The sequence below is a fragment of the Amycolatopsis sp. WAC 04169 genome, assembly GCF_003947535.1.
GTDB classification, from domain to species: domain Bacteria; phylum Actinomycetota; class Actinomycetes; order Mycobacteriales; family Pseudonocardiaceae; genus Amycolatopsis; species Amycolatopsis keratiniphila.
Genome location: NZ_QHJI01000006.1, coordinates 245307 through 261202, shown reverse-complemented (window position 1 = coordinate 261202; position 15896 = coordinate 245307). Strand labels below are relative to the sequence as shown.

Genomic DNA, 15896 nt, shown 5'->3' with positions numbered 1-15896 from the left:
CCGACCTAGACCCCCAGGAGAGTCCTTTCATGGGTTCCGTCCAGACCCTGCACGACTTCACGCTGAACCTGCTGAACGACACCGCGGCCCGCGCGGCGTTCGCCAACGACCCGCAGCAGGTGCTGGCCGACGCCGGCCTCGGCGACATCAACGCCGCCGACGTGCACGAGGTCGTCCCGCTGGTGCTCGACTTCGTCCCGGTCGGCACCGCCACCGACCTCACCGGAACCACCGCCGCCACCGCCGACAACCTGGCCGGCTTCGGCGGCATCACGAACGCCGTCAACGGCACCGACGGCGAGTGCGCCGACGGTGTCCAGGGCGCGATCGACCAGCTCACCGCGCTGACCGCCGGCCTGCCGGTCGCCGTCCCCGGCGCCGGTGCCCTGCCGGGTCTGCCCGAGGCCGGTCTCCCGGGTGTCCCGGCCGTGCCGGGCCTGCCCGAGCTGCCGGAGCTGGGTGGCCTGCCGGCCGTCCCGGCCGTGGGCGACCTGCCGGTCGACGTCCCGGGCCTGCCCGCCGTCCCGGCCGTCTCCGACGTGACCGACGTGTCGAACGCCGCCGCCGGCGTGACCGCCCTCGCGCAGAACACCGTCGGCAGCTTCGGCCTGACCGACGACCTTTCGCGTGGCCTCGACGCCGCTTCCGTCGGCCAGGCCGGCGACATCGCCACCGGCGCCGTCGACACCGCGACCGACCTGGCCCACGGCGTCCCGGCCGTGGACACCGCCGGTCTGCCCGCCGTCGACTCGGTCCCGGCCGTCGGCGACCTGACCAGCGACCTGCCGCGCGCCGACGGTGTCGCGGGCGACGCCCCGAACTTCCTGTCCACGGTCGGCGACCTGACCAGCGTCATCGGTCAGACGACGGGCGTCGCGGACGTCACCACCAAGGTGCACGACATCGCGAACAACTACGGCAACGGTGACGTCGCCAACAACATCGCCCACAACGACGGCGACGTGACCGGCAACGTGGCCAACGAGGTCGCCAACGTCGCGAACCACGCCGGTGTCGGCGACGTCCACGACACGGTTTCCGAGGTCGGCAACAACATCGGCCACACCATCGGCAACCTCAACGACGTCAACATCGGCACCGGTGACATCGGTTCGAACAACGACATCCACATCGGCTGATCCGAACATTCTTCATATCTGTGCCCAGGGCCCCGCGACCACACCAGGTCGCGGGGCCCGCACGGCATGTTGGCCCATGCCACATTGATTCCGCGCTTGGTTAAGGGAACACTGCATCCCCGTGACAGCCCCCGCCTGGCTCGACGTGCTCAACGAGACCTTGGACGCCTGTGCCGCCCACGGTCGCGCCGACCTGGCCGAACGACTCCGGCGCAGACGGGACCAGCGGGCACCGGGCACCCGGATCGCGGTGGTCGGTTTTCCCAAGCAGGGCAAGGGTTACCTGCTCAACGCGCTGCTGAACGCGCCGGTCTGCGCGGTCGGGGACGCGAGTACGCCCGCCGTGCCCACGGAGATCGGGTACGCCGCGGATCCCGCCGCCACCCTGGTCGGGCACGCCAGGGAGAACGTGCCGGTCGGCGACCTCGCCAAGGAACTCGAGGTCCGGCCGCCCGGTTCGCTGCGCCGGGTCGAAGTCGGTCTGCCGCGCGAACTCCTCGGCACCGGACTGGTGCTGGTGGACACCCCGGCGATCGGGGATCCCCGGTCCCCGCGCACGGCGGCCACCCTCGACGTGCTCGCCGACGCGCACGCGGTGATCCTCGTCTCCGACGCGACCCAGGAACTCCAGCCCGCCGAACTCGCGCTGGCGCGGCACATCCGGACCTGGTGCCCGGCCTTGGTGCTGGCACTGACCAAGATCGACGTGAGCCCGGACTGGCGGGACCTCGCCGCCCGCAATCGCGCCGCGCTGTCGGAGACCGGAGTCGTCGCCGACGTCTTCCCCGTGTCCGCGACGGTGCGTCAGGCCGCCGCGAAGGCCGGCGACGCCGCCCTCAACGGACGGTCCGGCTTCCCGGAACTCCTGAACTGGGTGGGAGAACAGGCCGCGCGCCCGATCGAACGCACCCGCGCGCTCGCCGCCGCGGTGAGTGTGCGCGCGGCGGCGGTCGAACTGGTCGAGACGCTGCAGACCCGGCTGAACGCCGTCTCGCAGGACAACGGCGTGGACCAGGTCACCCTGCTGCACCAGGCACAACGCCGCACCGAGGAGCTGCGGCGGCAGAACGTCCGCTGGCAGAACATGTTGTCCGACGAGATCACCGACCTGATCTCCGACGCGGAATACGATCTGCGCGAGCGGACCCGGGTGATCGTGCGGCATGTCGACCGCACCTTCGACGAAGGAGACCCGGTGCAGATCTGGCCGGATTTCCAGACCTGGCTGGAAGAAAGCCTCGCCGAGGCCGTCGAGACGAACTACAACTGGGTGTCCGACCGGTCGGAGTGGATCGCGCAAGCGGTCGCGTCGACCTTCGGGCCGCATTACGGCCACGCCCCGGAACTGCCGCTGACCGGGTCCGGAGTGGACTCGATCCCCGAGGTCGGCACGCCCAAGATCGAGCGGTTCAAGATCGGGCAGAAACTCTTCACCGGTTTGCGCGGTTCCTACGGTGGCGTGCTGATGTTCGGCCTGGTCACCAGTCTCGCCGGACTGCCGTTGATCAACCCGGTGTCGCTCGGTGCCGGTGTCGCGTTCGCCACCAAGAGCGTGCGTGACGAAGGCGGGATGCGGTTGCAGCGCCGCCAGGCGCTCGCGAAGGCCGCGGCGCAGCGCCACGTCGACGACGTGTTCATCCGGTTCAGCAAGGAGATCAAGGACGAGGTCCGTCAGGTGCAGCGCCGCCTGCGCGACCATTTCGCCGCGCTGTCCGACCAGCTCTCGGAAGAGCTGACGCGCCAACGGGAACTGATCATCGCCGGCTCCGCCGAACGGGACCGGCGTACCCAGCGGGTCAAGAAGGAGATCGACCGGCTGGCCGCCCTGCACCGGAAGGCGGGAGCTTTGGGCGCGACCGCCCGTGATATCCGGGAGCTGTCGGCGTGACCACCCTCGATGTCCGGGAACTGCTGAACGAAGCCGCCGCGCACTACCGGGACCGTCCGCACGCGGTGGCGATGCTGCGGGAATGCCTGGAGCGGCTGGACGAACCGCTGCGCGTCGGCTTCATCGGCACACCGGGGACCGGGAAGTCCACTTTGGTGTCCGCGTTGGCGGAATGGCCGACGCGGGCCTTGCGCGAGATCGATCTGTTCGACACTCCGGCCTTCGCCGAACACGTCGACGCGACGGTGCGGTTGGTACGCCATCTCGAACCCGACGAACTCGCCGGCACCCGGCAGGTGGGCGGTTCGGCGTTCGCGCGGCAGACGGCGGTGAACTCGGTGCTCGTGCTCGGCAGGGCGGACGAGGTCGGCGCGGGCCGGATCGACGCCTTGCTCACCGCGAAACAGCTGGCCCGCCGAGCTTGGCGCGAGGACCCGGATTGCGCGGGATTCCAAGGGGTCATCGCGGTCGCCGGACAGCTGGGCTACGCGGGACGAGCGTTGCGGGACGACGAATTCGAGGTGCTGCGCGCACTGGCGTCGATCTCCCGGCCGGAGCTGGAACGGTATCTGCTGTCCGTCGATTCCTTTGTGGACGATCCCTTCCCGGTGCGGGTCTCGCCGGAATCGCGGAAGCACCTGGTGTCGCGGTTCGGGCTCTACGGGGTCCGGCTGGCGATCACCCTGATCCGCACGGGCTGCGACAGCAGGCTCAAACTCTCGGCGGAACTCGTGCACCGCAGTGGTCTCGGTGACTTGAGGGACACGCTCGCCGGATGCTTCGTCGCGAGGGCCGACGCGTTGAAGGCGCGCACGGCGGTGGTGCGCTTGGAAGGCCTTCTGGCCGCGGAGCCCCTTCCGCACGGTGACCGGCTGGCCGCCCGCGTGGAACGTTTCGCCGCGGCCGCGCACGACTTCCGGGAGCTGCGGCTCATCGCGGGCATTCGCGGTGGGCGCACGGCCTTGTCGGGGGAGATCGCCGAGGAGGCCGTCCGGCTGCTCGGCGCGCAGGGTCTCGCGCCCACCGAGCGGCTGGGTCTCGAACCCGACGCGGATCCGGCCGAGATCCACGCGGGAGCCGAAAGCGCGCTCGTCCGCTGGCGGCACGAGGCGGAACGGGCCGACGCCGCGCACGCCGAACGTGCCGCCGCCCGGGTGATCGTGCGTTCGGTCGAGGGACTGCTCAGCCTGTTCGTGGCTTGACGCCTGCCGGTCGCCGAGTCACCATAGAGCACTCTATGGCGGCTCTGACCAGGCGAAAGGGGTCCGGCATGCCCGACGACGCGCGTCCGGATGTGCGGCTTCTCGGTGAACTTTTCGCGCACTGGGCGAAGGCGATCCCCGAGCGGGAGGCCCTCTCCTTCCAAGGTCGGCGGCTCACCTGGGCCGAACTCGACGACCGGGCGAGGCGAGTCACCGGCGCGCTCGCGGCCGCCGGAATCGGCAGAGGCGACCGGGTCGCCTTCGTCGACAAGAACACGCCCGCCTGCCTGGAGGTGACCTTCGGCGCGTCCTCCCTCGGCGCGGCGAACGCGGTCGTCAACTGGCGTCTCGCCCCGGAGGAACTGGCGTACGTCCTCGGTGACAGTGGCGCGCGGATCGTCTTCGCCGGGCCGGAACTGCTACCCGCCGTCGAGGCCCTGTGCGATCGGCTGCCGTCGGTCGAGCGGGTGATCGTCGTCGGAGGAGAAGACGACCAGTACGAGGACTTCCTGGCAGACGCGACACCTGCCGGACCCTCACCCGACGTCGGCGAACACGACGGCGCGCTGATCATCTACACCAGCGGTACCACCGGTTTCCCCAAGGGCGCCGTCCTGACCCACCGGAACCTGCTGGCGCACAGCCGCAACGCCGGGGCCGCGTTCCCGATGGGCGACGGCGACCGCAACCTGGTCGCGATGCCGCTGTTCCACGTCGGCGGGAGTTGTTACGCGATCATCGGTTTCCACTACGGGCAGCCGACGACGATGACGCGCGAGCCCGACGGCAAGTCCTTGCTGGGCGCGCTCGCCGAAGGGGCCACACACGCGTTCCTGGTGCCCGCGGTGGTCGCCGGCATCATGCAGGCGGGGGAGCAGGCCGTCGCCGCGTTCGCGCGGTTGAAGTACCTGGGCTACGGCGCTTCGCCGATGCCGCTCCCGTTGCTGCGCAAGGCACTCGCGGCCTGGCCGGATACGCGGTTCGTGCAGGTCTACGGCATGACCGAGCTGTCCGGCGTGGTGACGACGCTCAGCCCGGACGCGCATCGCGACCCCGCCCGGCCGGAGCGGCTGGCGTCGGCGGGCACGGTGCTGCCCGGGGTGGGGATGCGCGTCGTCGACCCGGCAACGCTCGAAGACTGCGAGCCGGGGACTCCCGGCGAGCTGTGGTTCCGTACCGATCAGGCGATGGCGGGCTATCTGGGCAAACCCGAGGCGACCGCCGAGACGATCGTCGACGGCTGGGTCCGCAGCGGTGACGTCGGCAGGGCCGACGACGGCGGTTTCGTGTTCATCGAAGACCGGGTGAAGGACATGATCATCACCGGTGGCGAGAACGTCTACTCGCCGGAGGTGGAGCGGGTCATCGCCGAACATCCCGCGGTCGGCGAGGTCGCCGTGATCGGGGTCCCCGACGACCGCTGGGGAGAGCAGGTCAAGGCCGTGGTCGCCCCGGCTCCGGGAGAGCGCGTCGACGCCGCCGAACTCGTCGAGTACTGCCGGGAACGCCTGGCGCACTACAAATGCCCGCGCACGGTCGAGATCGTGGAGGCGTTGCCGCGCAACGCGACCGGCAAGATCCTCAAACGCACCCTGCGGCGCCCGTACTGGGAGGGGCGGGAGCGCGCCGTCTGATGCCTTCCACGGTCAGCCGCGAGCAGTACTTCGACGCGGCGCTGGAGATCCTCGCCGAGTCCGGGTTCGCCGGGCTCAACGTCGGCGCGCTCGGCAGGCGCCTCGGCGTCACCAGCGGATCCTTCTACCACCATTTCGGCGGCTGGCCCGGGTTCGTCGGTTCCCTGCTCGACTTCTGGGCGCAGCGGCAGGTGCGGATCCTGCGAGAACTGGACTTCGGTTCCGGCGGCCCCGAGGCGGATTTCGCCGCGCTGATGAGCCTGACGCGCGGACTCCGCCACCGCGCCGAGGCGGCCATCCGCGCCTGGGCGGCGAACGACGAAACCGTTCGCGTGGCACAGAAACGCGTCGACGACGCCCGGGTCAAGACGGTCGGGAGGGTGGTGGCCGAGCTGATCCCCGACCGGCGTCGCGCGGAGGTCGTGACCTCGCTCGGGCTGGCGATGCTGGTGGGCTACCAGCAGGTGGCCTCGGCGGGCGGATTCACCGACCTCGGCGAGATCCTGGACGAATACACCCGGCTGGTGCTCGCCGGCTAGGCGTTGCCGAGCACTCGCGTCACGGTGATCTCGATGACCACGCGTTCCGGGTTCGGCTTCGGCTGCCGGTAGCGCGCGGCGTAGCGATTCTCCGCGTCGCGCACGGACTCCGGGTCTTCGCGCAGCACGGCGCGGCCCTCCAAAGTGGACCACCGGGGCCCGTCGATCTGGCAGGCGGCGACCGGAATGCCGCCTTCGCCCGCTTCCTTGACCAGGCGCGCCTTCTTGGACGAGCGGAACGTGATCACCCGGGCGATCCCGGCCTCGAAGTCCACCGTGACCCCGACCGCGACGACGTGCGGGGTGCCGTCCGGGCGGACGGTGGTCAGGGTGGCGAGATGCCGCTCGGTCCAGAATTCCCGGAAGGCTTCGCCGCGTTCGCTCAGGTCGATCTTCATGGTGTCAACGCTAAGGCACCGGTCATACAGGCGTCATTTGAGGTAATAGTAAGGAAACTTTCTTAACTCTCTTGTTTTTGCCCGATCCGGATGTCACTCTCGGAACGCGCCGCCGCCACCAACGACGTTTCCCGGAGGAGCCATGAGAAAGACCGTTCGGACAGCGCTGGCCGCGGCCGCGCTGACCGCCGGGCTGATCGCCAAGACCGCCCCCGCCACCGCGGCGACCGCTCAGGGGACCCCTTACCTGCCGGGCGTTCTGCGCCCGTCCGTCTCCCAGTCGGCGCAGGACGCGGCGCTCGCCAAGTACTACGACTACTGGAAGAAGAACTTCCTGACCACCAAGTGTGGCGCGGGCACGTACGCGGTCAAGGCGCCGGACGCCGACCACGCCTTCGTGGCCGAGGGTCAGGGCTACGGCATGACCATCGCGGCCATGATGGCGGGCAAGGACTCGCAGGCGCGCACGGTCTTCGACGGCATCCTGAAGTTCGTGAAGGCGCACCCGTCCGTGATCGACAAGGATCTGCACGCCGCCGAGCAGGACGAGAACTGCAAGAGCGTCAACGGCAGTGACGCGGCGACCGACGGCGACCTCGAGATCGCGTACGGCCTGCTCCTCGCCGACAAGGTCTGGGGCAGCGGGGGTTCGGTCAACTACAAGGCCGAGGCGCTGCGGATCATCAAGGCGATCAAGCGCAGCGAGGTCAACCCCGACACCAAGTTCATGCGGCTGGCGGACTGGGCCGACAGCGGCAAGTACATCAACAGCTCGCGCTCCTCGGACTGGATGCCCGGACACCTTCGCGCGTTCGAGAAGGCCACTGGTGACTCCTTCTGGGGTCAGGTCCGCACCCGGCAGGAGAAGGCGGTCACGCAACTGCAGCAGCAGTACGCGCCGAAGACCGGCCTGATCCCGGACTTCGTGGTCAACACCAACTCCACGCCGAAGCCCGCGCCGGACGGCTTCCTCGAGGACCACGACCCGCACTACGGCTACAACGCCTGCCGTGACCCGTGGCGGCTCGGTGTCGACGGGATCACCGTCTCGGGCAGCCCGGCGCAGGGGCAGGTGCGGAAGATGAACACCTGGATCCAGCAGAACACCGGCGGCAACCCGGCCAAGATCACCTCCGGCTACACCCTGTCCGGGTCCAAGCTGCCGGGTGAGACCGGGCAGCACCCCTGCTTCACCGCGTCGTTCGCCATCGCGGCGATGAACGACCCGGGCAGCCAGGCCTGGCTGGACAAGCTGTGGACGTCGATCACCACCTGGTCGCCGAACGCCAAGGACTACTACGGCACCGGCATCACCGTGCAGGTCCTGATCATCCTCTCGGGGAACTACGTCGCGGTCTGATCCGGCGGTGACCACCGCTTACTGAAGTGTCATGAAAGGGTCGTTCAGGACATCTTTTGTCCTGAACGACCCTTTCATGACATCCGACAGGACAAGATTTCAACACCCAGTTGACCTCTTCAACACCCAGTTGTAGCGTCGGCGACCACCCGAGGCACCGTGGAGGTCCGTCATGCCGTCGACGCCGCTCACTCTGAACCGAACCTGGCGCTTGGCCGTGCTCACCGGCCTGGCCGCGCTCGTCACCGCGGCCTGCGGAGGCGGGCCCGACGGCGCCGGCGGCCAGGAACCGGCGGCCCCGGGAGCGCCCGCCGCGATCCCGGACACGACCGCGCTGATCGAGTCCGTCCAGAAGGACGCCGCCGTCGCCGGCACCCTGCCCGCGAAGTACGCGCAGGCGGGGATGCTGCACCTGGCGTCGAACCTGCAGTCCGCGCCGAACAACTTCTACGCCGCCGACGGCAAGACCCCGATCGGCTACGAGGTCGACCTCGCCAAGGCCATCGGCAAGAAACTGGGCGTCACCGTGCACCACCAGGACATGGCGTTCGGTTCGCTGATCACGAGCCTCCAGTCCGGCCGCGTCGACCTCACGATGGCCGCGATGAACGACACGAAGACCCGTCAGGCGCAGATCGATTTCGTCGACTACTTCTCGTCCGGCATCACGATCATGGTCCGCAAGGGCAACCCCGACCAGATCTCGGGGCCGGACACGTTGTGCGGCAAGAACGTCGCGGTGGTTCAGGGGACGAGCCACCAGAAGTTCGCCGAAGAGCAGAACGGCAAATGCACGCAGGCGGGCAAGCCCGCGTTGACCGTCACCGCGACCGATTCCGACACCCAGAACCAGAACCAGCTCCGCACCGGCCGGGTCGCCGCCATCCTCAACGACCTGCCCAGTGCGGTCTACATCTCGCGGACCGCGGGCGAGGGCAAGTTCTTCGAGGTCGTCCCCGGCGAGCCGATCAACGGCGGTCCGTACGGGATCGGAGTCAACAAGGAGAACAAGCCGCTCGCCGAGTCGATCCAGAAGGCACTGCAATTGCTGATCGCCGACGGCGGCTACGGCAAGATCCTCCAGGCCTGGGGCGTCGAGCAAGGCGCGGTCAAGGAGGCGAAGCTCAATGGCGGAAGTTGAGCCGCTGCCGATCGTCCGGCGCAAACACTGGGGCCGGTGGGTCAGCGGCGCGATCATCCTGACGCTGCTGATCCTGCTCGGGATCGCGCTCGGCAACGCGCAGATCCAGTGGGATTCGGTCCCGGAGTTCCTGTGGTACCGCGTGATGGCGGTCGGTCTGCTCAACACCGTGCTGCTCGCGGTGATCGCGCAGGGTTCGGCGATCGTCATCGGGATCGTGATCGCGTTGATGCGCCGGTCGGCGAATCCGGTGGCGCGCTGGTTCGCGGCGGGCTACATCTGGCTGTTCCGCGGGCTTCCGGTGCTGCTGCAGATCCTGATCTGGTACAACCTGGCGCTGGTCTTCGAGTTCATCTCGATCCCGCTGCCGTTCGGCGGTTATCTGCTGCACGAGCAGACCAACGTGCTGATCACCGCGTTCACCGCCGCGCTGCTCGGCTTGGCGCTCAACGAAAGCGCGTACATGGCGGAGATCGTCCGCGCCGGGCTGAACAGTGTCGACAGTGGACAGACCGAGGCGGCGAAGTCGATCGGGATGTCGCCGGGCGCGACGCTGCGCCGCGTGGTGCTGCCGCAGGCGATGCGGGTGATCATCCCGCCGACCGGCAACGACTTCATCAACATGCTCAAGGGCACGTCGATGGCGTCGGTGATCGGCGTGACCGAGCTGATCCACGCCGCCAACAACATCTCGTCCAACAACCTGCTGGTGATGGAGACCCTGCTGGCCGCCGCCGTCTGGTACATGGTCGTGGTGACCGTCGCCGGGGTGGGGCAGCACTACCTGGAGCGCGCCTTCGACTCCGAAGACCGGTCGCGGAGCCCGTTCTCCCGCGCCGCCAAGGCCCTGCGCACCGCGCCACTGGTGAGGAGTGAACGTGTCTGAGCCACTGCTCAAGGCCGTCGGCGTCCGCAAAAGCTACGGCCACACCGAGGTGCTGGGCGGCATCGACCTCGAAGTCCACAAAGGACAGGTCGTATGCCTGCTCGGCCCGTCCGGCGCAGGAAAGAGCACCTTCCTGCGCTGTGTCAACCATCTGGAGACGATCGACGCCGGGCAGGTCTGGGTCGACGGCGAGCCGATCGGGTTCCGGCTGCGTGACGGCAAGCTGTACGAGCTGAAGGAACGCGAGGTCGCCCGGCAGCGGCGCGACATCGGCATGGTGTTCCAGCGGTTCAACCTGTTCGGCCACCGGACGGCGCTGCAGAACGTCGTCGAGGGGCCGGTGCGGGTGCTCGGCGTCCCCATGGAGGAAGCCAGGGAGCAGGCGCTCGATCTGCTCGACCGGGTCGGTCTCGCGCATCGCGCCGACGCGTACCCGGCGCAGCTTTCCGGCGGGCAGCAGCAGCGGGTCGCGATCGCCCGGTCGCTCGCGATGAAACCGAAGCTGATGCTGTTCGACGAGCCGACGTCGGCGCTGGATCCGGAACTCGTCGGCGAGGTGCTGGCGGTGATGGGTACGTTGGCCGCGGAGGGGATGACGATGGTCGTGGTGACGCACGAAATGGGGTTCGCGGCCGAGGCCGCGGACGAGGTGGTGTTCATGGCCGACGGCACGGTCGTCGAGACCGGGCCGCCGGGGGAGATCCTGAGCGCCCCGAAGCACGAGCGGACCAAGCAGTTCCTGGCCAGGGTCCTCGCATGACGCGGATCTCGCCGCGGTACCTGCTGCAGTTCGGCGAGCCCGCCGGGTACCTCGACTTCGCCCGGTTCGGCCCGCCCTCGCACGCCGTGCTCGACACGACGGCGAGCCTGCTCGACGCCTCGACCAAGGCTGGTCCGTCCACAGTGGACGACCTGATGCGGCAGGAGACCAGGGCCAAGGCCGCCGCGGCGCGGCTTTCCGGCAGCGACACCGACCACACGGTGCTGTTGCCGCACACCAGTCTCGGCTTGTTCCAGGCCGCGTTCAACGCGCCGGGCGGCGAGGCGCTGGTGTCGGCGGCGGAGTTCCCGGCCAACACCTACCCGTGGGCGCGCGCGGAACAGGCGGGCCGGCTGACCGTGCGGCGGCTGCCGCTGGGCAACGTCACCGCGGACGCGGTCAAGGCGGCGCTGACCCCGGAGACGTCGCTGGTGAGCGTGAGCGCGGTCGACTTCCGCACCGGGTACCGCGCCGATCTGGCGGCGATCCGGGAGGCGGTGGGGGACCGGCTGCTCGTGGTGGACGGGATCCAGGGCTTCGGGGTGGCCGAGGCGCCGTGGGAGGTCGCGGACGTGCTCGTCGTCGGCGGGCAGAAGTGGCTGCGGGCGGGCTGGGGCACCGGTTTCGCCGTGCTGTCCGACCGCGCGCTGGAGCGGATGGAGCCGATCCTTTCCGGCTGGACCGGTGCCCGCGATCCCGGCCTGTTCGACGACGAGATCCACCCGGCCGACGACACCGCGGCCGCGTGGTCGATCTCGAACCTGAGCCCGATCACCTCGGGGGCGTTCGCGGCCGCGCTGGAACTGGTCGAGGAAGCGGGTGTCGGCGCCATCGCCGGGCGGATCGCCGAACGGGTCGGCGAACTCGAAGACGTCGTGAAAGCCGTTGGTGGCGAGGTGGTTTCGGCCGTCGAGCGACGGGCCGGGATCCTCGCCTTCACCCTGCCGGGGCACGCGGCCGAACAGGTGGGGTCCGCGCTGGCGAACGCCGGGATCGCGGCGACCGTGCGGCCGGAACACGTCCGGCTGTCGCCGCACGCGTCCACTCCGGCGAGCGCGGCGGAACAGGTGCGTTCGGCGTTGGACCGGCTGAAGAAACCGGCCCGGGTCTTCGAGACGCCCGTCATCGCGTCGGCGGCGTCCGGCGATCTGCTCACCGCGCTCGTCCCGGCGGTGCACGCGCTCGCGGCGATGCTGGGGCCGGGCAACGAGGTCCTGCTGCACGATCTGAGCAGGCTGCCGGATTCGATCGTCGCCATCGCGGGCGACCTCACCGGCCGGACGGTCGGCGGGCCGATGACGGATCTGCTGCTCGGGCTCGTCCGCCGCGGCACCACGCAGGACCTGACGAACTACGAGACCCACGGCCCCGACGGGCGCGCGATCCGCTCGTCGACGTTGTTCCTGCGCGATGCCGACGGGGTCGCGATCGGCTGCCTGTGCGTCAACCGGCTGTCCGACGGCGCGCCGAAGGCCAATGGGCACGAGCCCGAGACGTTCCCGCCCGACGTCGACAGCCTGCAGCGGTTCCTGGTCGGGCGTGCGGTGGCGAAGGCCGGGATCCCGGTGGACCTGATGAAGAAACGGCACAAGGCGGCCGTGGTCCGGGAACTGGACGAGGCGGGCTTCTTCCTCATCAAGGACTCGGTGGACCACCTCGCCGGGGAACTCGACGTCACGCGGTACACGATCTACAACTACCTGAACGAGATCCGGGGCACCTGACGCGCGTGCTATGAACGGTCCGTTCCTTGCAAAATTTGCAAGGAACGGACCGTTCATAGCACTGGGGAGCTACGCGAGGAAGGACTCCACCGCGTCGGCGGCCCGGTCGATCCCGCCGTTCCCGCGCGTCTCGGCCCGCACCTCGGCCAGGCGCGCGGCCACCGAGGCCGACCCGGCGACCCGCTCGACAGCGGCCCGCAGCGTCGAGGCCGTCACCTCGTCGGCAGGCAGCTGCTCACCGACGCCGAGTTCGGCCAGTTTCGCCGCGTTGCCGAAGCCGTCGGTGGCCAGCGGGATCGCGACGGTCGGCACGCCGTACCACAGCGATTCCGTGCTGCCGCCCATACCGGCGTGCGTGATGAACGCCGACGCGGCCTCCAGCACCGCGAGCTGCGGCACGAACCGATGGACCTCGATGTGCTCCGGCAGCGGCCCGAGCGCGGCCGGATCGGTCTGGCCGATCGAGATGACCACGTGCCAGTCCGAGTCGCGGAACCCGTCCACGCAGGCACGGAACAGGTCGAGCTGGTCGGTGAACGCCGTGCCGAGCGACATCAGGAGGACTTTCCGGCCGTTCGACGGCGGGGTCCAGCTCCGGTCGGCGAGGCGTTCCGGGTCCAGCGCCGGGCCGACGAACCGGACCGTCGACGGCACCCGTTCGACGTTCGGCTGCATCGCCCTCGGCAGCAGCGCGAGCACCTGGGGCGGATGGGAGATCCAGTCCCAGGCGTCGGCCTCGATGCCGTTTTCGTTCAGCCAGCGGGTGAACGTGGCGAAATAGTCCTTTCCGGACGGTGAGGTCCGGATCGCGGTGACGATCTCGCCCATGTCCTCCTCGTAGCCTTCCCAGGCGACGTACGTCGGGGAAAGCTGCACCGCCGGCACGCCGTACCGCCTGGCCAGCAGCGGCGCCGGAAGCCCGCCGATGTCGTACAGCAGCAGGTCCGGGCGGTTCTCGTCGTAGAAATCGGTGAGCACCGGCATCGCCTGGATACCCTCGTCGAGGAAGACCCGCATCTGCGACGCCGGATCCTCCGGCCACGCCGACTGGTCGCCGAGCGGGAGGATCGACGGGTGCGCGACGACCTCGGCCCCGGTCGGCTCGATCAGCCCGGTGAGCGGCTCGCCCACGGCGTAGCTGACCCGGTGCCCGCGAGCGACCAGCTCACGGATGATCGCCAGCGAGGGATAGATATGACTCGGCGCGGTGGAGCCGATCATGGCGATGTGCTGGTTCTGCATGATGTCCTGTCTGAATCCGTGGAGGGACGTCAGACGGCGCGCAGAAAAAGGGGCCTCCCGATCGCGGGCGGCCCTGCGGTCACGCCGTCTCAGGCGGTGCGCAGGCGGATGAAGTAGATCATGATCGACAGCCTAGCGAGGTCGGCGAAGCATCCCAACCGATTAACCGGTTGCCCGGTTTGCCGCGATCGGGACCCGCCGTTGGTAGGGACCTTCGCCGGAAGGGTTCCGCAGGTCACGGACGTGGATAGGGTTTCGGGGCTTTCACCTTTGGAGGGAAAGGGAGAAACCTTGAGACGTGTTCTCATCACCGCGCTGGCCGCGGCCACGCTCGCCTCGGTCGCGGTGACCGCGCCCGCCGGCGCGGCGGAGGCGGCACAGCCCGTCGAGACGATCACCTGGGGAGCCTGCACCGACCCGACGTTGATCAACGCCGGCGCCGAATGCGGTTACCTGTCCGTTCCGCTGGACTATTCGAGGCCGCGCGGCGAGAAGATCCAGCTCGCGCTCAGCCGCGTCAAGCACAAGACGCCCGACGCGCAGTATCAGGGCGTCATGCTCACCAACCCCGGCGGTCCGGGTGGCTCCGGGCTGCTGCTCGCCACCCGCGGCACCCGCGTGCCGAACCGCGCCGGTGACGCCTACGACTGGGTGGGCTTCGACCCGCGCGGCGTCGGCTCCAGCAAGCCCGCGCTTTCGTGCATCCCCGACTACATGGACTACAACCGGCCGAACTACGTGCCGACCACGCGGCAGCTGGAGAAGACCTGGCTGCAGCGCTCGAAGTCCTACGCCGACGCGTGCGCGGAGAAGAACAGCCGCGCGCTGCTGGAGAACATCAAGACGACCGACACGGTCAAGGACATGGAAAGTATCCGCAAGGCGCTCCGCGTGGAGCAGCTGAACTTCTACGGGTACTCCTACGGCACCTACCTCGGCCAGGTCTACGGGACGCTGTTCCCGCAGCACGTCCGGCGGATGGTCCTCGATTCCACTGTGGACCCCCGCAACGTCTGGTACCAGGCGAACCTCAACCAGGACGTGGCCTTCGACGTCAACCTCAACATCTGGTTCGGCTGGGTCGCGCAGCACGACGGCGTCTATCACCTCGGCAAGACGCAGGCCGCGGTGAAGCAGGTCTTCAATGAACAACTGAAGAAGGTGGCCGCCGTCCCGGCCGGCGGTTTCATCGGGCCGGACGAACTCCTCGACGTCTTCCAGCAGGCGTCGTACTACCAGCTGCGGTGGACGCTGCTCGGTGACGCGCTCGCGAAGTTCGTCAACAACGGCGACTGGCAGACGATGAAGGGCCTGTTCGAGGCCTTCGGCGGTCGCGGCGACGACAACGGGTACGCCGTCTACCTCGCCGTCCAGTGCACGGACGTGAAGTGGCCGCCGAGCTGGCAGCAGTGGAAGCGCGACAACTGGCGGACGTACGAGAAGGCGCCGTACTTCACCTGGCAGAACGCCTGGTTCAACGCGCCCTGCCTGTTCTGGCCGGCGAAACCCGCCAAGCCGGTCAAGGTCGACGGCTCGAAGGTGCCGAGCGTGCTGATGATCGGCGAGACGCTCGACGCGGCGACGCCGTACGAGGGCAGCCTCGAGGTGCGCAGCCGGTTCCCGGGCGCTCGCCTGATCGGTGAGCCGGGCGGCACGAGCCACGCCATCACCCCGCGCGGAAACGCTTGCGTCGACAACCGGATCGCCGATTACCTGGCGACCGGGGCGCTGCCCGACCGCAAGCCGGGGCGCACGGCCGACGTCGAATGCGCGCCGCTGCCGCTCCCGGTGCCGCCTCCGGCACCCGCTTCGGTTCCTCAGGCCGCCACCTCTCGGGTGCCCGCCTAAAGGATGCGCGTGAAGGCCCCCTTCCCTCGGCTCAGCCGAGGGAAGGGGGCCTTCACGCGCTCCAAGCTTTCCGAGTCAGGGGACTTTGTGTTACAAAGTGCATGTGAGCTTTGTGGTTCAGAGTGCTCGAAGGGG

The 15896-nt window shown here is 69.2% G+C and carries 13 protein-coding genes; 11 read left to right on the top strand and 2 right to left on the bottom strand.

The genetic code is table 11. The annotated features are described in order from the left end of the window. Positions 1–29 precede the first annotated feature (29 nt). The 5 genes from DMC61_RS42020 to DMC61_RS17340 all read left to right on the top strand — a co-directional run bounded on the left by DMC61_RS42020 (position 30) and on the right by DMC61_RS17340 (position 6402). Positions 30–1139: an IniB N-terminal domain-containing protein gene (locus DMC61_RS42020; protein WP_125690144.1), complete on the top strand. Its 1110-nt coding sequence runs from the start codon at positions 30–32 to the stop codon at positions 1137–1139. Positions 1140–1260: 121 nt separating this feature from the next. Further along, on the top strand, positions 1261–3027 hold the full coding sequence (locus tag DMC61_RS17355; RefSeq protein ID WP_125690143.1) for a dynamin family protein: 1767 nt from the start codon (positions 1261–1263) through the stop codon (positions 3025–3027). After that, positions 3024–4229: a GTPase gene (locus DMC61_RS17350; RefSeq protein ID WP_125690142.1), complete on the top strand. Its 1206-nt coding sequence runs from the start codon at positions 3024–3026 to the stop codon at positions 4227–4229. The genes DMC61_RS17355 and DMC61_RS17350 overlap by 4 nt, the downstream gene beginning before the upstream one ends. Before the next feature lie 68 nt (positions 4230–4297). Next, positions 4298–5863 carry a long-chain-fatty-acid--CoA ligase gene (locus DMC61_RS17345; RefSeq protein ID WP_125690141.1) on the top strand — a complete coding sequence of 522 codons (1566 nt, stop codon included), beginning with the start codon at positions 4298–4300 and terminating at the stop codon, positions 5861–5863. Next, positions 5863–6402, top strand: a complete 540-nt coding sequence (locus tag DMC61_RS17340; protein ID WP_125690140.1) for a TetR/AcrR family transcriptional regulator — start codon at positions 5863–5865, stop codon at positions 6400–6402. The genes DMC61_RS17345 and DMC61_RS17340 overlap by 1 nt, the downstream gene beginning before the upstream one ends. Here the strand turns inward: DMC61_RS17340 and DMC61_RS17335 are convergent. Next, positions 6399–6800 carry a PPOX class F420-dependent oxidoreductase gene (locus tag DMC61_RS17335; protein ID WP_125690139.1) on the bottom strand — a complete coding sequence of 134 codons (402 nt, stop codon included), beginning with the start codon at positions 6798–6800 and terminating at the stop codon, positions 6399–6401. The two genes, DMC61_RS17340 and DMC61_RS17335, sit on opposite strands and share 4 nt — an antisense overlap. Positions 6801–6942: 142 nt before the next feature. On the opposite strand from DMC61_RS17335, the gene DMC61_RS17330 reads away from it, so the two are divergent. The 5 genes from DMC61_RS17330 to DMC61_RS17310 all read left to right on the top strand — a co-directional run bounded on the left by DMC61_RS17330 (position 6943) and on the right by DMC61_RS17310 (position 12671). Then, positions 6943–8160, top strand: coding sequence for a glycosyl hydrolase family 8 (locus DMC61_RS17330; protein WP_125690138.1), 1218 nt, complete (start codon positions 6943–6945; stop codon positions 8158–8160). Between the two features lie 172 nt (positions 8161–8332). After that, entirely contained in the window at positions 8333–9301 is a 969-nt protein-coding gene (locus tag DMC61_RS17325) for an ABC transporter substrate-binding protein (protein WP_125690137.1), read from the top strand. Then, positions 9288–10187, top strand: a complete 900-nt coding sequence (locus DMC61_RS17320) for an amino acid ABC transporter permease (RefSeq protein WP_125690136.1) — start codon at positions 9288–9290, stop codon at positions 10185–10187. The genes DMC61_RS17325 and DMC61_RS17320 overlap by 14 nt, the downstream gene beginning before the upstream one ends. After that, positions 10180–10947: an amino acid ABC transporter ATP-binding protein gene (locus tag DMC61_RS17315; RefSeq protein ID WP_125690135.1), complete on the top strand. Its 768-nt coding sequence runs from the start codon at positions 10180–10182 to the stop codon at positions 10945–10947. The genes DMC61_RS17320 and DMC61_RS17315 overlap by 8 nt, the downstream gene beginning before the upstream one ends. Next, positions 10944–12671 (top strand): aminotransferase class V-fold PLP-dependent enzyme, encoded by a 1728-nt coding sequence (locus tag DMC61_RS17310; protein WP_125690134.1) that lies wholly within the window; start codon positions 10944–10946, stop codon positions 12669–12671. The genes DMC61_RS17315 and DMC61_RS17310 overlap by 4 nt, the downstream gene beginning before the upstream one ends. 69 nt (positions 12672–12740) lie before the next feature. On the opposite strand, the gene DMC61_RS17305 is transcribed toward DMC61_RS17310, so the two are convergent. After that, a complete protein-coding gene (locus DMC61_RS17305) occupies positions 12741–13913 on the bottom strand; it encodes a macrolide family glycosyltransferase (RefSeq protein ID WP_125690133.1) in 1173 nt (390 codons plus the stop codon). 291 nt (positions 13914–14204) lie between these two features. Between DMC61_RS17305 and DMC61_RS17300 the strand changes: the two genes are divergently transcribed. Beyond that, positions 14205–15761 (top strand): alpha/beta hydrolase, encoded by a 1557-nt coding sequence (locus DMC61_RS17300; RefSeq protein ID WP_125690132.1) that lies wholly within the window; start codon positions 14205–14207, stop codon positions 15759–15761. The last annotated feature ends 135 nt before the right edge of the window (positions 15762–15896 follow it).